Origin of the sequence: Bacillus sp. FSL M7-1345 (assembly GCF_038006985.1) — a bacterium.
GTDB classification, from domain to species: domain Bacteria; phylum Bacillota; class Bacilli; order Bacillales; family Bacillaceae_G; genus Bacillus_A; species Bacillus_A cereus_U.
The window spans coordinates 3,228,647-3,253,344 of sequence record NZ_JBBOWG010000001.1; the positions used below are offsets into that span (position 1 = coordinate 3,228,647).

Sequence of the window (24,698 nt, forward strand, 5' to 3'; positions counted from 1 at the left end):
TTATTCCACCTCCGTCTCCATAATCATTTCATTTTCTAAAATATTTCCTTCTTCTTGCATACCAAATTGTACATTACGCTCAATCCATTTACGGCGAGGTTCTACTTTATCCCCCATCAATGTCGTAACTCGGCGCTCAGCTCTTGATGCATCGTCAATTTTCACACGAATTAACGTACGTGTTTCAGGGTTCATCGTTGTTTCCCATAATTGATCGGCATTCATTTCGCCAAGTCCTTTATAGCGCTGCAACATATAGCCTTTACCGACCTTTTTCGTTACACCACCTAATTCTTCATCAGACCATGCATATTCAATTACTTCACTTTTCCCTTTTCCTTTACTTACTTTATATAAAGGTGGAAGTGCGATAAATACTTTACCAGCTTCAATAAGTGGTTTCATATAACGGTAGAAGAACGTCAGTAGTAACACTTGAATATGTGCTCCATCCGTATCTGCATCGGTCATAATAACAACTTTATCGTAGTTAATATCTTCAACAGCGAACTCATTCCCTACGCCGCCGCCAATTGCGTAAATAATCGTATTGATCTCTTCATTCTTAAAAATATCAGCAAGCTTTGCTTTTTCCGTGTTAATTACTTTACCACGTAATGGTAGCACTGCTTGGAAACGGCGATCTCGCCCTTGCTTTGCTGAACCACCAGCCGAGTCACCCTCTACTAAATACAATTCGTTTTTCTGAGGATTACGTGATTGCGCAGGTGTTAACTTCCCGCTTAAAGTACCTTCTGATTTTTTCTTCTTCTTACCAGTACGTGCTTCTTCTCTCGCTTTACGAGCAGCCTCACGTGCTTGCGCTGCTTTAATCGCCTTTCTCACAAGAAGTGTAGCTACATCTGGGTTTTCTTCTAAAAAGTAAGCTAAATGCTCAGATACAATTGCATCAATTGAAGAACGAGCTTCACTTGTACCTAGTTTCCCTTTCGTTTGCCCTTCAAACTGGAGTACGTCTTCTGGTACACGTACAGAAACAATCGAAGCTAATCCTTCACGAATATCTGTACCCTCTAAATTTTTGTCTTTTTCTTTTAATAAAGAAACTTTACGAGCATACTCATTGAACACACGTGTCATTGCTGTTTTAAATCCAGCTTCGTGTGTACCACCGTCTTTTGTACGTACATTATTTACAAACGAAAGAATGTTTTCTGAGTAACCATCATTAAACTGAAACGCTAACTCTGCTTCAATTCCATTTTGCTCACCCGAGAAATATACAACTGGATGAATCGAATCTTTCTCTTCGTTTAAGTATGAAACGAAAGCCTCAATTCCTGTTTCATAATGAAACACATCTTCTAAATCATTACGTTCATCTTTTATCGAGATTTTCATTCCTTTTAATAAGAATGCAGATTCACGTAATCTCTCACATAATGTTTCATAATTATAATTTGTTGTGCTGAAAATAGTTGTATCTGGTTTGAAGTGCATCGTTGTACCAGACTCTTTCGTTTTCCCGATTTTCTCTAACGTCGTTGCAGGAGTACCACCATTTTCAAAGCGTTGTTCATAAATGCTACCATCACGCTTAATCGTTACTACTAGCCATTCTGACAAGGCGTTTACAACTGATGCCCCAACACCGTGTAAACCACCACTCGTTTTATAGCCTCCTTGGCCAAACTTACCACCAGCATGAAGTACAGTTAAAATAACTTCAGGTGTCGGTTTTCCAAGCTTATGCATTCCCGTAGGCATTCCTCGCCCTTTATCAATTACGCTAATACTATTATCTTTATGTATTACGACAGAAATTTCGTCGCCAAATCCCGCTAATGCTTCATCAACGGAGTTATCTACTATTTCATATACTAAATGATGCAATCCACGGCTATCCGTACTCCCGATATACATACCCGGGCGTTTTCGAACGGCTTCAAGTCCTTCTAACACTTGAATTGCATCTTCATTATATTGGAACTGATGCTTAACCAAACTCCTTGCCCCTTTCCTAATCAAATAAGAACATATGTTTCTATTATAGAATAACGCCTCGACTATAGTTTTGGCAAGTTATCTTATCTCTTTTATATACTATTTTCAATAGAAAAATCCTTGTTTTTTTCACAAGGATTCCTCTAGGCTACTATTTCAGAAAAATAATCGTTTGTCAACGAGAAATGGATATGTATTCCAACATTATACATTCCAGACCTTTATCATGATCCAAATGATCAATATCCAAAACGGGATAACAAGTAACAATCCCCAAAAACAGCCTTTAAAAAATCTCATGATGAACACCTCGTTCATCCGCCCTACTTATGTAAAAAGCGAGGGCTGAATCAATCTTTCTATCTTTAAAGTCTATACTATTTTGTCATTACATGCTCTACTTTAATACAACGATCCATTATTACTGTATAGCCTTTTTCTTGTAAAAGTTTATATGTATCTTCATCTTGTACTCCTAGTTGTGCCCAGAAAACATCTGCATCAATCTCTACAAACTCTTTCGCAACATCCTTTAAAAATTCTGAGCGACGAAATACATTTACGATATCCACATGTTCTTTAATATCCGTCAGTGAAGAAACCGCCTTTTCTCCGAGTACTTCATCTACTGTTGGATTTACTGGAATAATGCGATACCCAGCATCTTGCATTGCTTTTGAAACCATATATGATGTGCGTTCTGGCTTATCTGATAATCCAACAACTGCAATCGTTTTACTTTTCTTCAATACTTCACCAATTTCCGTACGAGTTGGGTTTTCAATTGTCATAATTAATCCCTCCTATACCTTTATTATATCCGATAAAGAAAGTCTCTTTCAACATGAAAGAGACTTTCTTTTATTCCGATTGATGTACGCTAATAAGCAGAAGGAAGAGAAATCTCCACTGATTAAAGTTTATATTTATTGATTCTTTGTAGCTGAATTATCTGCTAATGTAGCTGTTTTCGTCATTTTTTGACCGTTGCGATAGAATGTAACTTCCACTTTCTCGCCTACTTTTTTCTTTTCATATAAGTATTTACGGAACTGAAGTGAATTTTCTACTTTTTGATCATCTAATGCTACTACAAGATCATATTGCTCTAAGCCAGCTTTTTCTGCCGGTGACACAGGATAAATTTTAGCTAATACAACACCATTTGTTACTTCTTTTGGTACTTTTAATTGATTTACTGCATAAGCTTGCACATCTTCTAATGAAACAACACCTACACCAAGAGCTGGTCGTTTCACTACTCCGTCTTTTTCAAGCGATTCAATAACTGGTTTTGCAACATTAACTGGAATTGCAAAACCAATCCCCTCAACTTCTTGCTGTGCAATTTTACTTGAGTTAATTCCAATTAATTCACCGTTTTGGTTAAATAATGCACCGCCACTATTACCAGGGTTAATCGCTGCATCTGTTTGAATAACTTGTGCTTGCCAGTCTGGACGTTTGTCTCCATCAATATCTACTGGAATTTCACGTTCTTTACTACTGATAATACCTTCCGTTACACTGCCGTCAAATCCAAGTGGGTTACCAATTGCAATTGCTTTTTCACCAGCACGAAGTTTACTGGAATCACCTAACGTTGCAACTTTATTAACAGTAGATCCATCAATCTCTACAACTGCTAAGTCTAACCAAGGGTCCTTACCAACTAATTTTGCATCAACTTGCTTTCCGTCGCTCAGTTTAACAGCAAGTTTATTTGCACCGTCTACTACGTGGTTATTTGTTACAATATATGCTTTATTTCCTGATTTTTTATAAATAACACCTGATCCTGTACCAGCTGTTTGCTCTTGTTCTGCCGGTTGCATCGCAAACGGATCAATAGTCTTCTGCATATTAATTACACCAACTACAACATCCTTTGCGCCTTCAATCATGCCTGGCAAATCAGTTTCGCCCTTCACTTTATTAACAACAGGAGCTACAGTACCTTCTACTTGTTGATTAGAATTGAATGACGAAACTGCTGCATTATTTTGCATCCACGGCATGTAAGGTGCTGCAAAACTAATCGAAACCGCCCCGACTACAGCTCCAACTAAACCTGTGAAAAAATATCCTTTTTTACTACCTGATTTTTTCATTTCTCTCGTTTCACTATGCTCTTCATTTAAATTCGGTCCGTCGTAATATCCCATGTTTTATTTCCCCTCTCTGGTGAATTCGTACTTTCAGTATAGTCACAGTTTGTGTCCTTCTTGTGAACTCATCGTGAAATCCAATTAAAAAAATACTCCTATCTATCATTGTAGACAAGAAAAGTATTTTTTGTACATTTCACCTACAAAGGAGAGTGTAAATTTGCTATATCCCAAAGCCGGGATGCATAGTAACTTAAAGGTTATTCTTCAAATTTGTAACCTACTCGAATAACAGTGCCGATATGCTTCGCCTTATCTCCTAGCTTATTTCGCAGTTTTTTAATATGTGTATCAACCGTTCGGTCATCACCGTAGTAATCATATCCCCATAACTGATCTAATAAATGTTGGCGTGACAACACAATTCCTTTGTTCTCCATTAAATAAACGAGAAGCTCAAACTCCTTATGTGTCAATATAATTTCTTCTCCATCTACTAAAACTGTTCTAGATAGTCGATTCACTTCTATTCCAGCTAATGACATAGTATTTTCTTCTGATACTCCTATCGCTCCATCCGCACGTTTCAATAACGTCTTTGCACGAGCTACTAACACTTTCGGACTAAAAGGTTTTGTTACATACTCATCTGCACCTAGTTCAAAGCCTAGTAATGTATCATCCTCATCAGAACGTGCTGTCAGCATAATAATTGGTACCGCTGACTCTTTTCTAATTCGTCTACAAACAGACCAACCATCTATTTCTGGTAACATAATATCTAACATAATTAAATCAATTGTATGTTCAGCAAATAATTCTAGCGCTTTTTTTCCATCTTCCGCTTCGATTACTTCAAAGCCTTCATTACGAAAATAATCACTAACAATTTCACGTAATCTTCTTTCATCTTCAACAAGTAATACTGTTTTATTCATATAACCTATCCCGCCTTTTTACTCATTCAATCGAATAATACGTTGATTGGAGCTTCCGCGAAATGGAAGTGTTAAATCTTTTTTATCAAGTTCAAATCTTCCATCGACCAAAACATCCCCATAATGTAACAATTCTATCATATCATTATTTTGAGCACTCTGTATCTCTTCTAACGTGTAACCTGTATAAATCCATAGATTTTTTTTCAGATCCTTCACTACTTTTGCTACTTTTTTCACTTCAGCAGCTTGAAAAAATGGATCTCCACCTGAAAATGTTACATCGGTTAATGAATTTTTTTCAATCTCTTTCACAATTTCTTCTACCGTCATTTCAGTTCCATTGCAAACATTCCATGATTTCGGATTATGGCAACCGATACAACGATGCGGACAGCCCGCAAAAAACACGACTGTCCGCAACCCTTCTCCATCTACTACACTATCATGAATGATATTCATAACTTTCATTTATGCTTCACCCGATCCATCTCTTCACTACGTTTCGCGCTATTCCACTTTGACATATCTCCTACAAGATATCCTGTTATGCGGCGAATTCTTTCTATTTCATTCTCATCTTCATTTCCGCAGCTCGGACATTCATTCCCGATAATGCCATGATAACTACAACACTTACAACGATCGACAGGATGGTTAATTGAGCCGTATCCTACTCCGTACTGCGCCATCGCTTGTACAATTTGCTTTAACGCCTTTTGATTATGCACAGCTGCACCATCTAGTTCAATGTACGTAATATGTCCGCCATTACAAAGAGCGTGAAACGGTCCTTCTAATCGAATTTTATCTATAGCTTGAATATTGTAATACACCGGTACATGGAACGAATTTGTATAATAATTATGATTTGTCACACCGCTAATTACACCAAATTCTTCTCTATCTTTCTTCACAAACTTTCCTGATAACCCTTCTGCTGGCGTTGCAATTACAGAGAAATTGAGTTGATGTTCTTCCGTCACCTTATCCATTCTCTTCCTCATAAAGGAAATAATTTCATATCCAAGCTTCCATGATTCTTCGTTTTCTCCATGGTGCTTTCCAGTTAACGCTACTAAACATTCTGCAAGACCGATAAAACCAAGACTTAACGTCCCTTGTTTTAAAATCGGTGCCACAGCATCTTCAGGTTGCAACGTTTCTCCACCACGCCATACACCTTGTGAATATAAGAACTGAAAATCTCTCGCTCTCTTTGTACATTGATAAGCAAATCTCTCTAACAATTGCTTAACACCTAAATCTAAGTAATAACTTAGCGCTTCAAAAAACGCTTCTTTCGAACCACTAATTAGCGCTAATTTCACTAAATTAATAGAAGTAAACGATAAATTCCCTCTCCCAATTGCTGTTTCTTCCCCATGTATATTAGACATAACACGAGTACGACACCCCATATAACATACTTCACTTTCAGGTCGACCATCATAATGCACAGCATTAAACGGAGCATCTAAAAACGAAAAGTTAGGGAATAATCGCTCAACTGTCGTTTCTAACGCTAATTCAAATAAATCATAGTTCGGATCACACTCTTCAAAGTTCACGCCTTTTTTCATTTTGAAAATTTGAATAGGAAAAATCGGTGTTTCCCCTTTACCAAGTCCAGCTTGCGTCGCTTTTAAAAGTTGCTTAATTAAAAGCCGTCCCTCTTTCGATGTGTCTGTTCCGTAGTTAATAGAAATAAACGGTACTTGTCCCCCGCCCCTACTATGCATACTATTTGAATTATGAACGAAAGCCTCACACGCCTGATACGTATCATTTTCTGTTTCTTTCCATGCAAATTCCTCTATTTGTTCTTTCGTAAGCGGATATGACTGTAGTCGTTTTTTATGTCTCTCTACTGTTTTTCTCACATATGGAGCTAAATCAATATCAAAGAGTGCAAACGATTGACCACCGTGCTGCATATTTTGATTCGCCTGAAAAATAATTGAAGAAAGCGCCAATGCACTTTTAATGTCTTGCGGTTGTCTCATATGTCCATGTCCAGTATGAAAACCGTTAGCAAGCATTTGCGCTAACGGAATTTGCGAACAAGTCGTCGTTCCTGTTGCATAAAAATCTAAATCATGTGGATATAATATATTTTGATCTATCGCTTTTTTCACTTGATCTGATAATAATTTTTCTACTGCATAATACTTTGCACTCTCAGATGCGAACGTTCCCATTACTCCCATTGGAGATCGGCCATCTACATTTGCATTTTCCTGCATTAAATCTTGTTCATTACCGTGAATAATTGTCTCAAATACTTTCATTAATTCTTCTCCACGTACATTTTGTTTCAACATTCATAACCCTCCACCAACATGTTGTTGTCTTTTGATTAAAATCATACAACATATAGTTCTTCTGTTCCTGTGAAAAATGTAACATTCCTGTGAAAGTTTTTTTAAAAATTAATGACTTTTTCATTTGTAAAAAAGAAATGTGCTCTTTACAAATGTATGGTACAATATATGGGAAAAACTCTTTTTACCCTTTATCAACACATTTGTATAAAGGAGACTGAACTCATGATTATTACATATCTTTTATTTATCGTTGCCTACTTGCTCGGTTCGATTCCATTTGCATTAGTCGTTGGAAAAATCGGTTATGGAATCGACATTCGTGAGCATGGAAGCGGTAATCTAGGCGGAACTAATACATTCCGTACATTAGGGAAAAAAGCAGGTTTTATCGTAACAATTGCTGACATTTTAAAAGGTACATTAGCAACAAGTCTACCGATTATTTTCGGGTCAGATATTCACCCACTATGGTTTGGATTAGCCGCTGTTCTTGGACATGTCTATCCGATCTTCGCAAAATTCCGCGGGGGGAAAGCAGTTGCAACTTCTGCTGGGGTATTATTATGCTATTCACCAGTTGTTTTTGCAATATTAGCTGTTGTCTTTTTCAGCCTTTTATTTACAACAAGATACGTATCACTTTCTTCTATGGTAACAGCTGTCATTGCTGTTATTGCATCCATTGTTAGCGGGGATAAAATCTTCATTATTGCGATGTGTTTATTAGCAGGTATGGTTATTTATAAACACCGTGCAAATATCGGACGAATTATAAATAAAACTGAACCAAAAGCAAACTTTTCAAAAAAGCAAAAATAAGATCGTAACCCACATAACGCAAAAAGAAAACGTGAAGCATATTAATAGCGTCTTTTTGCGTTATTTTTTATACTAAAGAAAAAGCAACATAATTTGGAGGAACTATACATGAATCTTTCCGTAACAAAAGAAGCAGCACAATGGTATAAAAACGAATTACACTTACAATCAGGTGAAACAATACGCTTTTTCGTACAATACGGTGGTTGCAGTACTGTGCAAAAAGGACTTTCTTTAGGTATTCGTAAAGATGATCCTGCGCATCCTGCTGTTCAAATGCAAGAAGAAGGTATTAACTTCTTTATTGAAGGCGATGATGAGTGGTTCTTCGATGGACATAATTTATTAGTGACACTTAACGACGGTGATGATTTCCCTCAATTTAATTATGAAAAATAAAAAAACGTGGCTTCTGCCACGCTTTTTTTTATTTTTTTTTAATTTCCTCATATTTCGCATACCACTCAGGATATAATTTTTTAAATGATACAGGGCGGAACCCTTCTTTTTTCGCACAAATATTCGTTGTACTTGCAGTAATACAAAGCTCGCCATCACCGTTATAAATTTCATAACCATATACAACACGAAGCGGGCTCAAAGTATCAATCCACGTTTTCACAATTGCTTTTTCACCGTAACGCATCGCTTTACGATATGAAATTTGCAAGTCTAATACAGGAGAGATAATTCCCTCTTTCTCCATTTCAACATACGAAAATCCTAATTCTTGTATAAGTTTCGTGCGCCCAAGTTCCAGCCACACTAAATAGTTTGAATGGTAAACAACACCCATCTGGTCTGTTTCCGCATAGCGGATTTCAACTTCATGTTCTGCTACAAACATTTCTATTCGCCTTCTTTCACTTCTGCTACCTTGCATACATTTAATCATAATACAGTGGAATCAAAAATAAAATAAAAACAGTGAATCTTTTACCGAAAGGGGCAAACACATGATTCAAATTGTAACTGTTCGTAGCGGTGATAGTGTTTATAGTTTAGCATCAAAATATGGATCTACACCTGAAGAAATTGTAAAAGACAATGGACTAAATCCAGCCGAAACACTCGTTGTTGGTCAGGCACTTATCGTTAATACAAAAGGCAATAACTATTATGTACAGCCTGGTGACAGCCTTTATCGAATTTCTCAAACATATAGCGTTCCTCTCGCCAGTTTAGCTAAAGTTAATAACCTTTCATTAAAATCTATTCTTCATGTCGGACAACAATTATATATACCGAAAGGAACAAAACGAGCAGTAGAATCCATCGCTTATTTACAACCTTCAACAATACCGATCAAAGAAAGTTTAGTAAATGCTACACGTGCTATTAATCCATTTTTAACATATTTAGCCTACTTCAGCTTTGAAGCAAAACGAGACGGCACTTTAAAAGAACCAACAGAAACAGCTAAAATCGCTAATATTGCAACGCAAGGGAAAACCATCCCTATGCTCGTTATTACAAATATTGAAAATGGAAATTTCAGTACCGAACTGGCATCTGTTTTTTTACGCGACGCAACGATTCAAAACAAATTTATTACAAACATTTTGCAAACAGCTGAAAAATACGGTATGCGAGACATTCATTTTGATTTCGAGAATGTAGCACCTGAAGATCGCGAAGCATATAATCGTTTTTTACGAAATGTAAAAACGCGCTTACCTAGCGGGTACACATTAAGTACAACGCTTGTACCGAAAACAAGTTCCAATCAAAAAGGGAAATTTTTTGAAGCTCATGATTATAAAGCACAAGGACAAATTGTTGATTTCGTCGTCATTATGACATACGACTGGGGTTGGCAAGGCGGACCACCGATGGCGATTTCTCCTATTGGTCCTGTGAAAGAGGTACTTCAATATGCAAAATCTCAAATGCCACCACAAAAAATTATGATGGGTCAAAATTTATACGGTTTCGATTGGAAACTGCCGTTCAAACAAGGAAATCCACCAGCAAAAGCAATTAGCTCTGTTGCAGCTGTTGCACTAGCTCGTAAATACAATGTTCCTATCCGCTATGATTTCACGGCTCAAGCTCCTCATTTCAATTACTTTGACGAAAACGGCGTACAACATGAAGTTTGGTTTGAAGATTCACGGTCCGTTCAAAGTAAATTTAATTTAATGAAAGAACAAGGAATAGGCGGCATCAGCTATTGGAAGATTGGTCTACCATTCCCACAAAATTGGCGTTTACTCGTCGAAAACTTTACAATCACGAAAAAAGGCTGACGAAAGTCAGCCCTTTTTTCATATTCCTGTTAAAAATATATCTTTAATTCCCTCACAAAAAAGAAGAATGATAACATTCTCCTTTTTTAACCGTTATCAACAATCGGTTGCTTACCAGTTTGGTCTTGCATTTGCTTTCCTTTATTCCCACCAGCTTTTTTCGATTGTGTTCCAATTTGATTTGGTGCAAAGTCTTTTGAATTCTTTTTCGGATTACCCATTACTATCGCCTCCTTAACACTAGTATCGTACTAGTGTTAAGAATTATTCAGCCTGCTTAAAAAGTTTCATTGCATAACGTTTTTCAATACGTTCTTCAATTCGATCGATTGCATCACGATCGCTTAATAATTGTTGTTTATTTTCATTTACAAGTTCTTCAAACGATCTACGGCGACTTCTTCTCATGCTGCTCACCCTTTCTTCTACGTTTTCTTATTACATAGTATGAGCAAATGAAAAACTCTTTAATCAGATTTGTAAGAAAATTTTATGTTTTAACAAAAAAACCATACGCAAATATTACGCATGGGATTTTTTCACATCATTATATTTAAATATTTTTTAATTTCTTCATCAGCATCTTCTTCATTCACTCTATATTCATGCAGTGCTCGCAATACAGAATCGTATTCTTCTAAAATGTAGCTCTCTAGCTTGAAAATGTCCTCTACACTGTCAATCATAATTCTCGTGTTGCCAATCTCACTTTTCAATGCTGCCTCACACGTTAAGCTCGTACAAATACCAATTACATCGTCTTCCATTTTTTCTGTTAACACATATTTCTTTCGCCCGTTTACCTTCATCCTAATAATTGGGTAAAAAGCTTTTATATCTAAATAGCTCCCGACATTCATACAGCGAATCCATTCGATATCACGTTTATTTCGCATAAGAATTTCTTTTACTGCTTCGTATGCTACCGTTTCATCAAGCACTTCTTTCTGCACTTTTCTTTTTCCTTCTTCCTCAATAGATGCACATCTTTGATAAACTGCCGCACACGTAATACAATCATCAAATGCATTATGAGAACTTAAACGAATTCCAAGCATTCGCTTTAACGTTTCAAGTTTATGATTAGGCGCGTGCTTCATATATTTCTTTGCTAAAAACACAGTGTCAATCACTTTATTTTTAGGCTCCGGTAGCCCAAGCATATTTACATTACTTTTCAAAAAACGCATATCAAAAGATGCATTATGAGCGACAATTACATTTGTATGTAAAAATGCTAAAAATAAAGGTAATACTTCTTCAATCGTCGGTGCATCTGAAACACGATAATTTGTAATACCTGTTAAACTCGTTATTCGGTCCGGAATTGAACGCTCCGGATTCACATAGGAAACAAACTGATCTACTAGTTCATGATTACGATATTTCACTGCTGCGACTTGAATAATTTTATCATTATAAGGGTTAAATCCTGTTGTTTCAAAATCAATTACAACATAATCTAACGGTAAGGATACATTCCCCACTCCAAACACCCCTTTATCTCTAAACGTTTATATTTCTTTTATCATAACATGCTGCTATCACTACGTGAAAAAGAAAAGGCAGAAATGATAACTTTCCACCTCTACCTTTTCAACATTATTTTAATTTAGCAATCCTTTTTTCCATCTCTTTTTGTGTCATTGGTCCAATAAACTTATCTTGAATGACCCCTTTTGTGTCTATAAAATAAGAGGTTGGGATCGTAATTACTTTATATGCTGTTGTCACGTCAATGTTCTTGTCCAATAAAATAGGAAAAGTAATTCCTTTTTCCTTCGCAAAGTTGCTTACCTTTTCTTCTCCCCCCCCTTTTTCTGAAGGAGTATAGTTTATAGCTAAAATTTCTACATTTTCCTTATGCTCTTTATAAAAGGCCTCCATATCGGGCATTTCTTGCTGACAAGGTCCACACCACGTTGCCCAAAAGTTTAAAATCACTTTCTTTCCTTTTAAATCTGATAACTTTACATTTTTTCCATCTAACTTAGTTAATTCAAAATCAGGTGCACTCTTCCCTACTTCAATACCATTCCTTGCAATCATCTCTTTCATAACAGCTTCACTTTTTTCTTGCTTCCCTTGTACCACTTGATCTTTTTTACCAAACTGATCATAAGCTGCATATCCCGCTAAACAAAGTAACACTACAATAATCGTAAGCTTCCGCCACATTTTATATCACCCTAACGTGTTTATCTTCTTATAACATAATCATCAAAATACTATATACCTTATTTTAGCTTATACGGACAAGCTTGGAAATATTCACATTCAAAATAGTCAGAATATTTTTAACTAAGATTAAATATTTTCCTTTTTATCATATAATTAGAAAAACATATAAAAACTGCGAGGTGATATGTATTTTACAATTACTTATCAACCCTTTTTCTTTTGTTTTCTTCACTTTACCATTACTATGTATTTGTTTTAGCGGCTTGCTATACAAATTCAAATGGGCTGCTATTATTATTTCTTTTACTGTTCCACTTATATTTTTCATTATCGTCTCTGAATTTGATATACACCTAGCTTCACAAAACTTAGACGCTTGGATTATTTATAGTGCTGTTTATTCTGTACTTTCCTACATAACAGCAGCGCTAATACGAAGAAAACTGCACATGTAGAACTTTCAAAAAGGGGGATTTTTATGAATTTATTTGAAAAAATACTATTATATATTCTTTGTTTTATATTTTCCCCAATCGGGATTATCACTTGGATCATCTCGCTCTTCAGTAAAGATCCCGAAAAAAAGCAAGTTGGACGTATTTGTCTCTATATCGCTTTAATCTCATTTATCCTTTTAGCAGGTCTCGGTATTGTTAGTTTCTTCACGATGACTATCACCACCACTACTATACAATAGTTATAGAAAGGATGATTATTTTGGGAGAACACCCTATTAGTAAAGAACTTCGCTATATACGAATATGTTTAGTTGTTTTAGTAATCGTTCTTTTATTTTTCAACGGTGAAAGAGTCACTGAAATTTCTACAAATCACGATTCCATAGAAAATGTTTCCACCAGTAATATGACTCAGATTGCTGAAAATACGTTTGCTATTCAAGAATATAATCCATCACTAAGTAGCGAACGTACAGTCAAGATTTTCAAGTATAATCCGGATACAAATCAACTTACTCTAGTCAAAGAGTTTAGTACTAACGATCCTGAGTCTTATACGTATCAACTTAATAATAGTGAATAAAGATAAGAGCGCTATGTAGCTCTTATCTTTTTATTAGCGTCTCTTTAAACAATGACTTACAATTTAATAATTCTCTAGGATTCCCACATTCCACAATAATTCCATTCTTCATGACAACAACCCGATCCGCTATCATCGCCCTCTCAGCATCATGTGTCGTCACAATTCTCGTTACATTCCCCTCTAGCCCTTTGAGCATATTCCAAACCACTTCTTGATTGCTCGGATCTAATCCTGCAGTCGGTTCATCTAGAATAATGAGATTCGGATTTGATACAATCGCTCGCAATAACGCAAGACGCTTTCTCTCTCCTCCCGAAAACTCTTCACCGCTTTTATGTAGTACAGTCTGAATACCTTCAGATAAACTCCTAATAATCGACTTCGCATTTACAAGTTCAATATTTTTTTCTAACTGTTTTTCTAATCCCCCTTCCCCAAAATACATATTCTCTTTTACTGTCGTTCGAAAAAAACGAGGCTCCTGCCATATAGTAGTCATACGAGCTTTATTACCGTAATAAGCAATACTACCATTAGACGGTTTATATAAACCCGTGATTAATTTTAACAGCGTCGTTTTTCCTGCACCACTTTCCCCCACAATGATAACGAGTTCGCCAGGATTAATTTGCAAATGAATATTTTTAATTCTACATCTCTCTTCACCGTTCTCTTGAAATGAAACGTTTGTTAATTTCATTCCCATCGCTCTTTCTACATTTCTGTATTCAGCCGGTATATCTAAAAAGCCAAAAACTCGACTGGCCGAAGCGATAGCAACTTGTGTCATCATCAATAAATCACTTGCATAACGAACAGGGTAAAATAACATCTCAATTGTAGCTAATACCGCCACAAGCGAACCGACTTCCATTTCCCCCTTCATTATTTTTTGTGCACCTATAATAAGAACGACTACATATGCGCCTGTTTCTATTACCGTCCCAACTATCCCAATACACTGTTGCAACATCGTCTTCTTTACTTCTGTTTTATAAGATTTTACTGTCACTCCTTTAAATAAGCCAATTGCCCAGCTCTCTTTTTGTAAACTACGCAAATCTTGTATACCTTTTACAAATTGTGACACCATCTCTACAACAATTGATTGATTCTCTTGAGAAATACTCGCAATATTTCTTACCTTTCCCCCCATAAACATTGGAACCATTGCATTTAAAAATAAAAACGGGGTTATCCACCATATGAACTGTACATCGATATGTTGTAGAGCTATGAACGCACCAATAAATTGTGCAATAGCGTGGATGTATTCTATTAATAAAGATCCATATAACCTTACCCAATTTGGAATATCAGAAACGACTAATGTTTCTAACTCCCCTTGTTTTACCTTCTCACTTTCTTCAAACGGTAATAAGAAAAAATGACGTAATACATCTATACGCTTCTCTCGTAATATTCGCTGACTTACTTTTGAGCTTACATAATCAAATAACAGATTGTTCACCCACATCAAAAAGCGGCTCCCCGCAACCAAAGCAATATATACATACGCACCTTTTAACTCCCGCTGAATAAGATTATCTACAATTAGCCCCATAAATAGCGGACGGGATAAATTTAAAATGGCAGCTACTATCCCGCTACAAATCGCACTAATTAGCAATAGCTTTTCTTGTAGTAGCGGCAACATTATTCTTCTATACTCATTCATTGTCATTCCTCCAATTTTGCATAATAAAAAGAAAAGGATGAAACCAATTGGGTTTCATCCTTTTCCTCTGTACATAAAGTAAGGAAGCTAACAAATGTTAGCTTCCTTATCATTCATTTCAATTATTTAGTTTGACACTTTAGACTCTTCGATTTTCGAACGAAGAACCATTTGCAAGATACCACCGTGACGGTAGTAGTCAATTTCAACTTCACTATCGAAACGAGCTACTACTTCAAATTGCTTCTCTTTTCCTTCTGAATCGATTGCAACTACTTTTACAAGATCGCGTGGTCTAACTGTTTTGTCAATTTGAATTTCAAATGACTCGTCACCAACAAGACCTAATGTTTCAGCGCTTTCGCCATCTTTAAATTGTAATGGTAATACGCCCATTAACACTAAGTTACTGCGGTGAATACGCTCGAAGCTTTCTGCGATTACTGCTTTAATACCTAATAAGTTTGTACCTTTCGCAGCCCAGTCACGAGAACTTCCCATACCGTAGTCTTTACCAGCAACAACTAGAAGGCCTGTGCCATCTTCTTTATACTTCATAGCAGCATCATAGATAGATGTTACTTCACCAGTTGGCCAATATGTTGTATATCCGCCTTCTGTTCCTGGTGCGATTTGGTTTTTAATACGGATATTTGCGAATGTACCACGCATCATAACTTCATGGTTACCACGACGAGAACCGTAAGAGTTAAAGTCAACTGGCTGTACGCCGTTTTCTAGTAAATAACGTCCAGCTGGTGTATGTTTACCAATTGAACCTGCTGGTGAAATATGGTCTGTCGTTACAGAATCACCAAATTTACCAACGATGCGTAAACCTGATAATGTTTCAACTTCACCTGGCTCTTTAGATAATCCTTCGAAGAACGGTGGGTTTTGAATGTATGTTGAATCATTATCCCAAGTATATAAAGCTTCATTTGAAGTTTGGATTTCATTCCAGCGCTCATTGCTGTTAAATACTTGTGCATATTCTTTTTTGAACAATTCAGATGTAACAACACTTTGAACTACATCTTCAATTTCTTTAGCTGATGGCCAAATATCATTAAAGTAAACAGCATTACCATTTACATCTTTACCGATTTCATCATTTTTCAGGTCAATATCAACAGTACCTGCAAGTGCATATGCCACAACAAGTGGTGGTGATGCTAAGTAGTTTGCTTTTACAAGTGGATGAATACGACCTTCAAAGTTACGGTTACCAGATAAAACAGATGTTACTAATAAATCGTTTGCTGCGATTGCTTCTTCTAATTCCTCTGCTAATGGACCAGAGTTACCGATACAAGTCGTACAGCCGTAACCAACTGTTTGGAAACCTAATTGATCTAAATACGTTGTTAAACCAGACTTATCTAAGTACTCTGTAACAACTTTAGATCCTGGTGCTAATGATGTTTTTACGTAACCAGGTACTTTAAGTCCTTTTTCAATTGCTTTCTTCGCAACTAAACCTGCTCCAATTAATACGTATGGATTTGACGTATTTGTACAGCTTGTAATCGCAGCGATTGCAATTCCGCCTGTTTTCATCGTTACTTCTTGATCTTTTATTGTAACTTTCACTTCTTTATCAAACTCTTGCTCATTGAATCCAAGTCCTTGTGTTCCAACTGGTGCTACAACAGCCTTATGGAACTCCTCTTTCATATTTGAAAGCGGGATTAAATCTTGCGGACGTTTCGGTCCAGAAAGATTAGATTCAATTGTATTTAAATCAATTTCAACAAGATCAGTGTAGATTGGATCTTTACTGTCTGCTGTATAGAACAAGCCATTTGCTTTACAATATTCTTCAACAACGCGAATTTGCTCTTCATCTCTACCTGTTAAACGTAAGTATTCTAATGAAATGTCGTCGATTGGGAAGAATCCACAAGTTGCACCGTATTCTGGTGCCATATTTGAAATTGTTGCACGGTCAGCTAAAGGCATGCTCTTTAGTCCACTACCGAAGAACTCAACAAATTTACCAACTACACCTTTTTGACGTAACACTTGTGTTACTTTTAATGCAATATCAGTTGCTGTTGTACCACTTGGAAGTGTACCAGTTAATTTTACACCGATTACTTCAGGCACTGGGAAATATGAAGGCTGTCCAAGCATTCCTGCTTCTGCTTCAATACCACCAACGCCCCATCCAAGAACACCGATACCATTAATCATTGTTGTATGTGAGTCTGTTCCAACTAATGAATCTGGGTATGCAACTAAGTCACCTTCAGCATTTTTCACCGCATGAACAACCGGTGCTAAATATTCAAGGTTTACTTGGTGTACAATACCTGTTGCTGGTGGAACTGCACGGTAGTTATCAAATGATTTCTGTGCCCAGCTTAAAAATTTATAACGTTCTTCATTACGTTTAAACTCTAAGTCCATGTTGAATGCAAGCGAGTCTGCTGTACCCGCTCTATCAACCTGTACAGAGTGGTCAATTACAAGGTCTACAGTAATTTCTGGATTAATTTTATCAGGATCCCCGCCCATATCTGCCATTGCTTTACGAAGCGAAGCCAAATCTACAACAGCTGGAACACCTGTGAAGTCTTGTAAGATTACACGAGATGGTTTAAACGGAACATCGATATCTTGAACATCTTTTGTTCCCCATTTCGCTAAATTTGTAACATGTTCTTCTGTAATTACGCGTCCATCTACTTGACGAAGTACAGATTCAAGTAAAACTTTAACGGAATATGGTAATTGAGATACGTTGCCAACCCCTGCGTTTTCAAGCGCTTTCAATTGATAATAATGATACGTTTTTCCATCTAGTTCAAAAGTTGCACGTGATTGAAATGGATTATGTTTGACCATTATGTTTCCCCCCTGTTAAACGTGACTAAGTTGTCTGAATATAAAATGTAGACAAACTTTTCAATACCTTACGATAATATCTTATTACAACTTTCTAAATAAGTAAATAATAAGAAACTTATGGATTATCATAAGTTTTCTTTATCTTTCTAAATTTGAATAGTGTCCATGCTCTTTATTAATACTATTACTATAAAGTAAAGCACTCTTTCAGCGTTTTACTTTACGTTCATATATGCTATGAACGACTCATGGTTCGTCTATAAAAAACATTATAGAGGTGAGAAAAATGGGTAAACGAAAAGCCAATCACATTATTTCAGGAATGAATGCTGCATCCGCACAAGGACAAGGAACTGGTTATAACGAAGAGTTCGCAAACGAACCTTTAACACCAGCGCAGCGACAAAATAATAAGAAACGAAAAAAGAATCAGTAACGAAAAATCCCAAAAGGTACACCTTTTGGGATTTTTTTTAATGTTTATAACGTAACAACTCCGAAACTGTTACAAATCGATACCCCTGCTTTTTCAGCTCAGGTAAAATTTTTGCTAATGCCTCCACTGTTTGACTACGATCACTTCCTCCATCGTGCAACAGTACAATATCTCCACTTTTAGCATTTTTCACAACATGATTTACAATGGATTCTGTACCTGGATTCGCCCAATCACGAGGGTCTTGATGCCATGACCATAGAACAATTTGATACCCAGCTTTTTTTGCCGTAGTAAATACAGCATCATTAATATATCCACCTGGTGGACGAAACAATAAAGGTTCTTTCGCCCATTTTTCAAAATATTTCTTTCCATTTAAAATATCATTTTCTAATTTTTCATCTGACGAATTGCTCGCATACAAATGATTCATCGTATGATTTCCAACTTCATGTCCTTCTTTTAACACTTGCTTTACTAAATATGGATTACGCTGAACTCGAAATCCAATCATAAAAAAAGTCGCTTCTGCCTTATATTGATGTAATAAATCTAGAATTTGCGGCGTATATGTTGGATCTGGTCCATCATCAAACGTAATTGCAATAACCTTTTCATTATTTGGCACTTCCCACGTTACATAGCCAGTTGGCTCTAGTTCTTTTCTGAGCAACATTTTCGCTTCCACTTTTTCCACTTGAAATATATGTACTGCGCATAGTAAAGAAAAAACTAATAGAAAAACCTTCTGTTTCAACATAGCGTTCGTTAAAGTAATAAGGTTGTCGAATACACAACAACCTCATTTACTTTTCTAATTGATCTACATTTCGCATAATATTTTGGAGATTATTTTCGTATTGCTCAAGTTGTGGACGTTGTGTTTCCGAAGCTACTTCTAGCGCATTTTGAATCTGTTCATACGCTTCCTGGACCTCTTGGCGTAACTCTTTTAAATCATGACCGTAGTTTGGATCATTTTTTACAATGTTGTTAAATGTATTTTCTGCTTGTGTAACTCCTTGCTGTGCAGCTTGAAAAGCTTGTTGTTTATCTTTATGATATGGCATTATACAATCCCCTTTCTATAATAGTTAGTCCCATTTATCTTTACCTTTTTTTCTAAAAACATTCTCGTATAAATTCGCAAACTTCTCTCATTCTAATAGGAAGAGGAGGTGTTATATACAATGGGCAAAAACAATCGTGAATCTAAAGAAAAAAAAGGCCAACCTGAACCATTAAGCGGATCTCATAAAGTAAAAAACCGTAACCATTCTCGTCAAAAAAATCATGCGCATCATGATATGTAAAACAAAATATTCACACTAGCTACCTTTGCCACATACAATGTTTATATTTTTTCATTTATTCTTCACCTCTAGTTCATTCATGCATAACATAGTATGAATTGAGATTTTACGGAGGGTGTCTTACATGGGCAAGAAAAAGAAGGATTGTCTTTTTCATGTTGATGGTTTCGAAGAATGGATGGATCAATTTTGTTCTGATTCTTGTAGTAACTTTAGTTTTCCAAATCAAATTCATATTGACCTTTGTGAAACAGAACAAGAATACATTTTGGAAACAGATGTACCAAATGCAACTGCACAAAATGTACTCATTAAAAAGATGGAGACAGGCCTAAACATTTGCATACTTCATAAAAACACTTCTTTACAGCGGATCATTCCTTTACCTGCTAATATCATTTACAAGAAGATGCTAGCCTGCTTAGAGAATGGATATTTAGCCATTCATATTTCCAAAAACGAAGTTGCCAATAAGCATGAAAACAAAGTTCTTTTTTCAAATTAAGGATCACTATAAATTCAAATATAAGCCCCAGTAACTTGCTGGGGCTTATTTTATTTCACTTGTATTTCAATATTAGAATCTCTATCATATCTTTTGTTCAATAAACCTTTTGTAACTAAAAGTACAGGAAATGCTACAGTTGAAAATATAGCTAGCGCTGCAAATACTACAAACCCATTTTGATACCCGTAATAATCGAGAAGTACTCCCCCAAACCAAGGACCAATTACTCCTCCAATTCCTGAAAATCCCATCGCTCCGAAGTATGTTCCTTTCAGATTGGAATCAGCGATCTCATCAATAAATACATCTGTCATTGAGAACATTAAAACTTCTCCAAATGTAAAAACAATTGTACAAATAGCTGCCCCTAACATGGATTCTACTAGTCCAAATCCAAACAATCCCCCGCTCACAAATAACGTTCCAACCATAATAGACGCTAATGGCGTATACTTTTTACACATTTGAATAACAGGGTATTGAATAACTACTACCGTAATTGCATTTAAAGCTAGCATATATGAGAACAACTTCACTCCATCCTGAAATATATGTGCATTTGCAAAATATTGAGATACTGTCGTGGTTAAATGTGAAAAACCACTATTACTCAAAATAATCCCGACTAAAGCAACTAGAAATACTACATCCTTTCGCAAAATGCGAATTGCATTTAACATTGTAACAGGCTTATCTGTATTTACTTTCTTTTGTTCAAGTGGGTACTTCTTAAATTGGAACGCTAATATAGCTGTATATAGAATGTATACTCCAGCTGCTACTAAAAAAGGGATTGTTGATTTTGCACTTCCGATCTGTAATCCGACAAGTGGGCCAATCGCTACCCCAACATTTATTGCACCGTAACGCAAATTATATACGAGTAAACGATACTCTGGTTTCGTTAAATCTGATAATAAAGCTCTTGATGTCGGTTCAAAAAAAGACCGACATAACCCATTCAAAGCGTTTAATAGAAAGAAACTAAAAACATGATCTGCAACTGAAAACCCTATAAATACAAAAACCCAAACGATCATGGACCATATCATAATCGTTTTCCGGCCAAATCGATCCGATAAATTCCCCCCAATAAAACTAGCAAAAACTCCAACAAGCGCACTCGTTCCAATGATAGCACCGGTCATTCCAGCTGATACGTCTTTAACAGTCGTTAAATAAATCGCTAAAAAAGGAATGCTCATTGAAGTTGCAAACCTAGCAAATAATGTCCCTATAATGATACTCATTCCAAGTGGATGAATATTTTGTAACTTCCCCTTCATCTTTAAACCTACTCTCCCTTTTCTTACATAAAAAAAGAAAGCAAAGGATCTGCTTTCTTTTTCCTTTTTCTATACTTGAGATGTTTATACCCGAGCTGTTCTCGTTATCTCCATATCAATTCCATATGTAAACTGTATTTCTTTACAAACATCTTTAATCAAAATAGCTACATTATACTTTTCATTAAATTCTAAAACAATGCTTTCTACTTCTTCATATGTATACTTATATTCGCCAGTGATTACACTTTTTAAATCAAAGCATTCATTAACACAAAGCTGGACGAGTAATTGATCATACTTCTCCATTACATCTTCTTTTTTCCAAAGTAACTCCTTTACATATAACCGATCAAATTTCACACTTTCTCGATTACATTCCGTTAAAATCCGGGTCATCTCATTTAATTCTCGATATAATTCGGAAATATTTCTGCTTAAACTAAGCAGCTTATCTACGCCGTTTTCATATAACATATTCATTCCACCCCCGCATTTTCTTCTTATTATAGCAAGAAAATTCTAAAAATAGTTTCTTTCTTCTGAAATATTAGGAAACTAATTTCAATTGCTTTACAATGAAACTAGCTAACACGAAAGGGGAAAGAAAATTGGAGCAAAAATTATATTACAACGATGCTTATCAGCAAACCTTTACAACTAAAGTTATAAAACAAGAGCATGATACAGAAGGAAACTTATATGTTGTTTTAAATGAAACTACATTTTATCCAACAGGCGGCGGACAACCACATGACACTGGAACTTTAAATGGCATTCCGGTAATTAATGTTGAAGAAATAGATGGAGAAATTCGTCATTTCATAGTAGAACAATTACATACAGAAGAAGTAGACGGGAAAATAGATTGGCAACGTCGTTTTGACCATATGCAACAACATACGGCTCAGCACATTTTATCCGCTGCTTTTTGGGATCACTTTAACATACCGACGATCGGGTTCCATCTTGGAAAAGAAACTATAACCATTGATTTAGAAACTGCTAACCTTTCTACAGAAACTGTTGAGAAGGCCGCACAAATTGCTAATCAAATTGTTTTTGAAAACCACCCTATTCGTATTGAATGGATGAACTTAGAAGAGGCCAAAGTGTTACCCCTTCGCAAAGAACCAACTATGACAGAAAATATACGGGTTGTTATCATCGAAAACTATGACTACAACGGTTGTGGTGGAACACATCCGAAACGTACAGGTGAAGTAGGTCCTATTCAAGTACTTAATTGGGAGCGCAATAAAGGTGGCATCCGCTTAACATTTATCGCTGGTTGGCGCACACTTAAACTAATGGGACAACAGCAACAAATTATGAAAGATGTTTCTAAACAATTAAACAGTAGCGAAACTGATATTCCAGCAAAAGTAGCACAGATTCTTACTTCTCAAAAAGAAAACGAAAAAGCAGTACAAGCAATGAATGAAAAATTATTATTTGCAGAAGCGAATGAACTATTACAACAATCTGAAGAAATACATGCTGGAACACTTATCTCTCGAGCATTTACAAATCGCTCTATGCAAGAAGTCGCAAAACTAGCTGCTATCATTACAGAACAACAAGAGCATGCAATTACGTATTTCGTCATTGAAAATGATGACAAACTACAATGTATTTTTGCTTGTGGTAAAGCAGTGACACTCGATATGAATGCTCTTTTAAAAGATGCCCTTCCTACAATTGAAGGAAAAGGTGGCGGAAATAAAAAGAGTGCTCGTGGTGGCGGGAAAGCGATTATGACTGGGGACAAGTTTTTAAATCAACTTGTTTCTTCTTTACAATCAGCTTTGTAAAACATTTTTGTGAAGGATAGCTACCAGCTATCCTTCATCTATACTTACAAACCAATATTTCGTTTCAATCCTTGATAACTCCCTGCATTCGCAAACCCTTCATTTACAAGCTTTATAAAAGTTTCCGAAAAACCGTACTGACTTAATTCTATAATTGGTACCATTTGCACATCATGAATCGGATTATTATCAAATTCATTAGAAGGAAGTATAATTTCACCTTCTACCTTTTCAAGTAAAAATGTAATATGTAATAAAGATGGAAGAGCATCTGGTTTATCACAAACATAGAGTAGCTTCTTAATTTTAACTTCTAACCCTGTTTCTTCTCTCATTTCTCGAATCATTGCTTCTTCTAACGTTTCACCGTTCTCTACTCTTCCTCCAGGTAAAGACCAATTCCGGTTAGAAACTTTTTGGTTTACTAACAATACCTTTTCATCTTCAATTAAAATTCCAGTAACACGAACTTGCATTACATTTTCCATATGTACTCTCCTCTTCCCATTAAATTTACAAATTAATCCTTCCCTAAAAAGAACGTACGTTTTATAATTAAAGAAAATTATGGAAGAAAGAAGTTGTTACATTCATGCGTCCACCTTTAACAAAAACTATATCTCTTGAAGATTTCCAAAACTATTATTGGTTAAAAACAGAACTGCAAACATTTTGTCGTGAGCACGATTTACCAGCTAGTGGCTCTAAAATTGAAATAACAGAGCGTATCTCACATTATTTAAATACAGGTAAAATATTCAAAAATAGTTTTCATCAAAAAGTAAGTAAAGCTCCCCTCTCTCATAAAGACCTTTCTCTTCAAGCGATTATCACTGAAAATCACCGCTGTAGTGAAGATGTGCGTGCTTTTTTTAAAGAAAAAATTGGAGCAAACTTCCGCTTTACAGTAGCTCTTCAAAAGTTCTTTAAAGAGAATATCGGAAAAACATATGAAGACGCTATAACGTTTTGGTATGAGGAAAACGAACGTAAAAAAGACCCCACATATAAAACAACTATCGGTACACAATTTGAATATAATCGTTTTACTCGCGACTTTTTCGAAGATCCAAATAATAAAGGAAAATCAAAAAGTGATGCTATCGCTGCTTGGAACGAAATAAAAGCAAAGCCTGGTAGCAATGTTTATGTTCCTCAAAAAGTAGAAAACTAGTT

The 24,698-nt window shown here is 35.9% G+C and carries 28 protein-coding genes; 10 read left to right on the top strand and 18 right to left on the bottom strand.

The window, feature by feature from the left end; all coding sequences use genetic code 11:
- The 6 genes from parE to MHB76_RS16835 form a co-directional block, all read right to left on the bottom strand.
- Nucleotides 1-1,965, bottom strand: a complete 1,965-nt coding sequence (gene parE / locus MHB76_RS16810) for a DNA topoisomerase IV subunit B (protein ID WP_002160934.1) — start codon at nucleotides 1,963-1,965, stop codon at nucleotides 1-3.
- A gap of 377 nt (nucleotides 1,966-2,342) precedes the next feature.
- Complete coding sequence (locus tag MHB76_RS16815) at nucleotides 2,343-2,756, bottom strand: CoA-binding protein (RefSeq protein WP_002137699.1); 414 nt, start codon at nucleotides 2,754-2,756, stop codon at nucleotides 2,343-2,345.
- A 135-nt stretch (nucleotides 2,757-2,891) separates the two neighbouring features.
- Nucleotides 2,892-4,130: a S1C family serine protease gene (locus MHB76_RS16820; protein WP_016105821.1), complete on the bottom strand. Its 1,239-nt coding sequence runs from the start codon at nucleotides 4,128-4,130 to the stop codon at nucleotides 2,892-2,894.
- A 203-nt stretch (nucleotides 4,131-4,333) separates the two neighbouring features.
- Nucleotides 4,334-5,011: a response regulator transcription factor gene (locus MHB76_RS16825; RefSeq protein ID WP_002111124.1), complete on the bottom strand. Its 678-nt coding sequence runs from the start codon at nucleotides 5,009-5,011 to the stop codon at nucleotides 4,334-4,336.
- An 18-nt stretch (nucleotides 5,012-5,029) separates the two neighbouring features.
- The gene (nrdG, locus tag MHB76_RS16830; protein WP_002160931.1) at nucleotides 5,030-5,482 is read right to left on the bottom strand and encodes an anaerobic ribonucleoside-triphosphate reductase activating protein; all 453 of its coding nucleotides are present in this window, start codon (nucleotides 5,480-5,482) and stop codon (nucleotides 5,030-5,032) included.
- Nucleotides 5,479-7,335, bottom strand: coding sequence for an anaerobic ribonucleoside triphosphate reductase (locus MHB76_RS16835; RefSeq protein WP_002160930.1), 1,857 nt, complete (start codon nucleotides 7,333-7,335; stop codon nucleotides 5,479-5,481). Before MHB76_RS16835 ends, nrdG begins: the two co-directional genes overlap by 4 nt.
- A gap of 225 nt (nucleotides 7,336-7,560) precedes the next feature.
- Between MHB76_RS16835 and plsY the strand changes: the two genes are divergently transcribed.
- Nucleotides 7,561-8,157: a glycerol-3-phosphate 1-O-acyltransferase PlsY gene (gene plsY / locus MHB76_RS16840; RefSeq protein WP_002160929.1), complete on the top strand. Its 597-nt coding sequence runs from the start codon at nucleotides 7,561-7,563 to the stop codon at nucleotides 8,155-8,157.
- Nucleotides 8,158-8,265: 108 nt separating this feature from the next.
- On the top strand, nucleotides 8,266-8,556 hold the full coding sequence (locus MHB76_RS16845; protein ID WP_002146331.1) for a HesB/YadR/YfhF family protein: 291 nt from the start codon (nucleotides 8,266-8,268) through the stop codon (nucleotides 8,554-8,556).
- A 28-nt stretch (nucleotides 8,557-8,584) separates the two neighbouring features.
- On the opposite strand, the gene MHB76_RS16850 is transcribed toward MHB76_RS16845, so the two are convergent.
- Nucleotides 8,585-9,004: an acyl-CoA thioesterase gene (locus tag MHB76_RS16850; protein WP_002160928.1), complete on the bottom strand. Its 420-nt coding sequence runs from the start codon at nucleotides 9,002-9,004 to the stop codon at nucleotides 8,585-8,587.
- Nucleotides 9,005-9,113: 109 nt separating this feature from the next.
- On the opposite strand from MHB76_RS16850, the gene MHB76_RS16855 reads away from it, so the two are divergent.
- Entirely contained in the window at nucleotides 9,114-10,406 is a 1,293-nt protein-coding gene (locus MHB76_RS16855) for a glycosyl hydrolase family 18 protein (RefSeq protein ID WP_002111131.1), read from the top strand.
- An 86-nt stretch (nucleotides 10,407-10,492) separates the two neighbouring features.
- On the opposite strand, the gene sspN is transcribed toward MHB76_RS16855, so the two are convergent.
- The 4 genes from sspN to MHB76_RS16875 all read right to left on the bottom strand — a co-directional run bounded on the left by sspN (nucleotide 10,493) and on the right by MHB76_RS16875 (nucleotide 12,584).
- Nucleotides 10,493-10,627, bottom strand: a complete 135-nt coding sequence (sspN, locus tag MHB76_RS16860; RefSeq protein ID WP_000527988.1) for an acid-soluble spore protein SspN — start codon at nucleotides 10,625-10,627, stop codon at nucleotides 10,493-10,495.
- A 43-nt stretch (nucleotides 10,628-10,670) separates the two neighbouring features.
- Entirely contained in the window at nucleotides 10,671-10,814 is a 144-nt protein-coding gene (locus MHB76_RS16865) for an FbpB family small basic protein (protein WP_002160927.1), read from the bottom strand.
- A gap of 131 nt (nucleotides 10,815-10,945) precedes the next feature.
- A complete protein-coding gene (locus tag MHB76_RS16870) occupies nucleotides 10,946-11,893 on the bottom strand; it encodes a 3'-5' exonuclease (protein WP_078174166.1) in 948 nt (315 codons plus the stop codon).
- 115 nt (nucleotides 11,894-12,008) lie between these two features.
- On the bottom strand, nucleotides 12,009-12,584 hold the full coding sequence (locus tag MHB76_RS16875; RefSeq protein WP_002160925.1) for a TlpA family protein disulfide reductase: 576 nt from the start codon (nucleotides 12,582-12,584) through the stop codon (nucleotides 12,009-12,011).
- A gap of 481 nt (nucleotides 12,585-13,065) precedes the next feature.
- Here MHB76_RS16875 and MHB76_RS16880 point away from each other — a divergent pair, with 481 nt between their 5' ends.
- Together MHB76_RS16880 and MHB76_RS16885 are read left to right on the top strand one after the other, a co-directional pair.
- A complete protein-coding gene (locus tag MHB76_RS16880; RefSeq protein WP_078174168.1) occupies nucleotides 13,066-13,284 on the top strand; it encodes a hypothetical protein in 219 nt (72 codons plus the stop codon).
- 20 nt (nucleotides 13,285-13,304) lie between these two features.
- Nucleotides 13,305-13,628, top strand: coding sequence for a YmzC family protein (locus MHB76_RS16885; protein WP_078174169.1), 324 nt, complete (start codon nucleotides 13,305-13,307; stop codon nucleotides 13,626-13,628).
- Nucleotides 13,629-13,650: 22 nt separating this feature from the next.
- Here the strand turns inward: MHB76_RS16885 and MHB76_RS16890 are convergent, their stop codons facing one another.
- The gene (locus MHB76_RS16890; RefSeq protein ID WP_340987199.1) at nucleotides 13,651-15,309 is read right to left on the bottom strand and encodes an ABC transporter ATP-binding protein; all 1,659 of its coding nucleotides are present in this window, start codon (nucleotides 15,307-15,309) and stop codon (nucleotides 13,651-13,653) included.
- Between the two features lie 126 nt (nucleotides 15,310-15,435).
- Nucleotides 15,436-18,159, bottom strand: a complete 2,724-nt coding sequence (gene acnA / locus MHB76_RS16895; protein WP_340987203.1) for an aconitate hydratase AcnA — start codon at nucleotides 18,157-18,159, stop codon at nucleotides 15,436-15,438.
- 289 nt (nucleotides 18,160-18,448) lie between these two features.
- Here acnA and sspO point away from each other — a divergent pair, with 289 nt between their 5' ends.
- On the top strand, nucleotides 18,449-18,598 hold the full coding sequence (gene sspO / locus MHB76_RS16900; protein ID WP_016105827.1) for a small acid-soluble spore protein O: 150 nt from the start codon (nucleotides 18,449-18,451) through the stop codon (nucleotides 18,596-18,598).
- A gap of 37 nt (nucleotides 18,599-18,635) precedes the next feature.
- On the opposite strand, the gene pdaB is transcribed toward sspO, so the two are convergent.
- Together pdaB and MHB76_RS16910 are read right to left on the bottom strand one after the other, a co-directional pair.
- A complete protein-coding gene (pdaB, locus tag MHB76_RS16905; protein WP_078174172.1) occupies nucleotides 18,636-19,361 on the bottom strand; it encodes a polysaccharide deacetylase family sporulation protein PdaB in 726 nt (241 codons plus the stop codon).
- A gap of 46 nt (nucleotides 19,362-19,407) precedes the next feature.
- The gene (locus tag MHB76_RS16910; protein WP_016105829.1) at nucleotides 19,408-19,671 is read right to left on the bottom strand and encodes a hypothetical protein; all 264 of its coding nucleotides are present in this window, start codon (nucleotides 19,669-19,671) and stop codon (nucleotides 19,408-19,410) included.
- A 120-nt stretch (nucleotides 19,672-19,791) separates the two neighbouring features.
- On the opposite strand from MHB76_RS16910, the gene MHB76_RS16915 reads away from it, so the two are divergent.
- A complete protein-coding gene (locus MHB76_RS16915; RefSeq protein ID WP_000517651.1) occupies nucleotides 19,792-19,914 on the top strand; it encodes a small acid-soluble spore protein P in 123 nt (40 codons plus the stop codon).
- A 124-nt stretch (nucleotides 19,915-20,038) separates the two neighbouring features.
- Nucleotides 20,039-20,419: an Hsp20/alpha crystallin family protein gene (locus tag MHB76_RS16920; RefSeq protein ID WP_078174173.1), complete on the top strand. Its 381-nt coding sequence runs from the start codon at nucleotides 20,039-20,041 to the stop codon at nucleotides 20,417-20,419.
- 50 nt (nucleotides 20,420-20,469) lie between these two features.
- Here the strand turns inward: MHB76_RS16920 and MHB76_RS16925 are convergent, their stop codons facing one another.
- The gene (locus tag MHB76_RS16925; RefSeq protein WP_078174174.1) at nucleotides 20,470-21,708 is read right to left on the bottom strand and encodes an MDR family MFS transporter; all 1,239 of its coding nucleotides are present in this window, start codon (nucleotides 21,706-21,708) and stop codon (nucleotides 20,470-20,472) included.
- 84 nt (nucleotides 21,709-21,792) lie between these two features.
- A complete protein-coding gene (locus tag MHB76_RS16930; protein WP_088079095.1) occupies nucleotides 21,793-22,191 on the bottom strand; it encodes a hypothetical protein in 399 nt (132 codons plus the stop codon).
- 128 nt (nucleotides 22,192-22,319) lie between these two features.
- Between MHB76_RS16930 and MHB76_RS16935 the strand changes: the two genes are divergently transcribed.
- A complete protein-coding gene (locus MHB76_RS16935) occupies nucleotides 22,320-23,522 on the top strand; it encodes an alanyl-tRNA editing protein (protein ID WP_176108002.1) in 1,203 nt (400 codons plus the stop codon).
- A 44-nt stretch (nucleotides 23,523-23,566) separates the two neighbouring features.
- On the opposite strand, the gene MHB76_RS16940 is transcribed toward MHB76_RS16935, so the two are convergent.
- Entirely contained in the window at nucleotides 23,567-24,010 is a 444-nt protein-coding gene (locus MHB76_RS16940; RefSeq protein ID WP_078174177.1) for an NUDIX hydrolase, read from the bottom strand.
- Nucleotides 24,011-24,114: 104 nt separating this feature from the next.
- Here MHB76_RS16940 and MHB76_RS16945 point away from each other — a divergent pair, with 104 nt between their 5' ends.
- A complete protein-coding gene (locus MHB76_RS16945) occupies nucleotides 24,115-24,696 on the top strand; it encodes a DUF6434 domain-containing protein (protein WP_078174178.1) in 582 nt (193 codons plus the stop codon).
- Nucleotides 24,697-24,698: the final 2 nt, after the last annotated feature.

Bases quoted from the DNA above. Each gene is read 5' to 3' on its own strand.
- MHB76_RS16890 (WP_340987199.1), bottom strand. From the start codon at position 15,309: ATGAATGAGTATAGAAGAATAATGTTGCCGCTACTACAAGAAAAGCTA.
- nrdG (WP_002160931.1), bottom strand. From the start codon at position 5,482: ATGAAAGTTATGAATATCATTCATGATAGTGTAGTAGATGGAGAAGGG.
- MHB76_RS16835 (WP_002160930.1), bottom strand. From the start codon at position 7,335: ATGTTGAAACAAAATGTACGTGGAGAAGAATTAATGAAAGTATTTGAG.
- MHB76_RS16930 (WP_088079095.1), bottom strand. From the start codon at position 22,191: ATGAATATGTTATATGAAAACGGCGTAGATAAGCTGCTTAGTTTAAGC.
- plsY (WP_002160929.1), top strand. From the start codon at position 7,561: ATGATTATTACATATCTTTTATTTATCGTTGCCTACTTGCTCGGTTCG.
- MHB76_RS16820 (WP_016105821.1), bottom strand. From the start codon at position 4,130: ATGGGATATTACGACGGACCGAATTTAAATGAAGAGCATAGTGAAACG.
- MHB76_RS16940 (WP_078174177.1), bottom strand. From the start codon at position 24,010: ATGGAAAATGTAATGCAAGTTCGTGTTACTGGAATTTTAATTGAAGAT.
- MHB76_RS16910 (WP_016105829.1), bottom strand. From the start codon at position 19,671: ATGCCATATCATAAAGATAAACAACAAGCTTTTCAAGCTGCACAGCAA.
- MHB76_RS16850 (WP_002160928.1), bottom strand. From the start codon at position 9,004: ATGTTTGTAGCAGAACATGAAGTTGAAATCCGCTATGCGGAAACAGAC.
- MHB76_RS16865 (WP_002160927.1), bottom strand. From the start codon at position 10,814: ATGAGAAGAAGTCGCCGTAGATCGTTTGAAGAACTTGTAAATGAAAAT.
- MHB76_RS16855 (WP_002111131.1), top strand. From the start codon at position 9,114: ATGATTCAAATTGTAACTGTTCGTAGCGGTGATAGTGTTTATAGTTTA.
- MHB76_RS16920 (WP_078174173.1), top strand. From the start codon at position 20,039: ATGGGCAAGAAAAAGAAGGATTGTCTTTTTCATGTTGATGGTTTCGAA.
- MHB76_RS16845 (WP_002146331.1), top strand. From the start codon at position 8,266: ATGAATCTTTCCGTAACAAAAGAAGCAGCACAATGGTATAAAAACGAA.
- sspO (WP_016105827.1), top strand. From the start codon at position 18,449: ATGGGTAAACGAAAAGCCAATCACATTATTTCAGGAATGAATGCTGCA.
- MHB76_RS16825 (WP_002111124.1), bottom strand. From the start codon at position 5,011: ATGAATAAAACAGTATTACTTGTTGAAGATGAAAGAAGATTACGTGAA.
- MHB76_RS16915 (WP_000517651.1), top strand. From the start codon at position 19,792: ATGGGCAAAAACAATCGTGAATCTAAAGAAAAAAAAGGCCAACCTGAA.
- MHB76_RS16815 (WP_002137699.1), bottom strand. From the start codon at position 2,756: ATGACAATTGAAAACCCAACTCGTACGGAAATTGGTGAAGTATTGAAG.
- sspN (WP_000527988.1), bottom strand. From the start codon at position 10,627: ATGGGTAATCCGAAAAAGAATTCAAAAGACTTTGCACCAAATCAAATT.
- pdaB (WP_078174172.1), bottom strand. From the start codon at position 19,361: ATGTTGAAACAGAAGGTTTTTCTATTAGTTTTTTCTTTACTATGCGCA.
- MHB76_RS16875 (WP_002160925.1), bottom strand. From the start codon at position 12,584: ATGTGGCGGAAGCTTACGATTATTGTAGTGTTACTTTGTTTAGCGGGA.
- MHB76_RS16945 (WP_078174178.1), top strand. From the start codon at position 24,115: ATGCGTCCACCTTTAACAAAAACTATATCTCTTGAAGATTTCCAAAAC.
- acnA (WP_340987203.1), bottom strand. From the start codon at position 18,159: ATGGTCAAACATAATCCATTTCAATCACGTGCAACTTTTGAACTAGAT.
- MHB76_RS16880 (WP_078174168.1), top strand. From the start codon at position 13,066: ATGAATTTATTTGAAAAAATACTATTATATATTCTTTGTTTTATATTT.
- MHB76_RS16925 (WP_078174174.1), bottom strand. From the start codon at position 21,708: ATGAAGGGGAAGTTACAAAATATTCATCCACTTGGAATGAGTATCATT.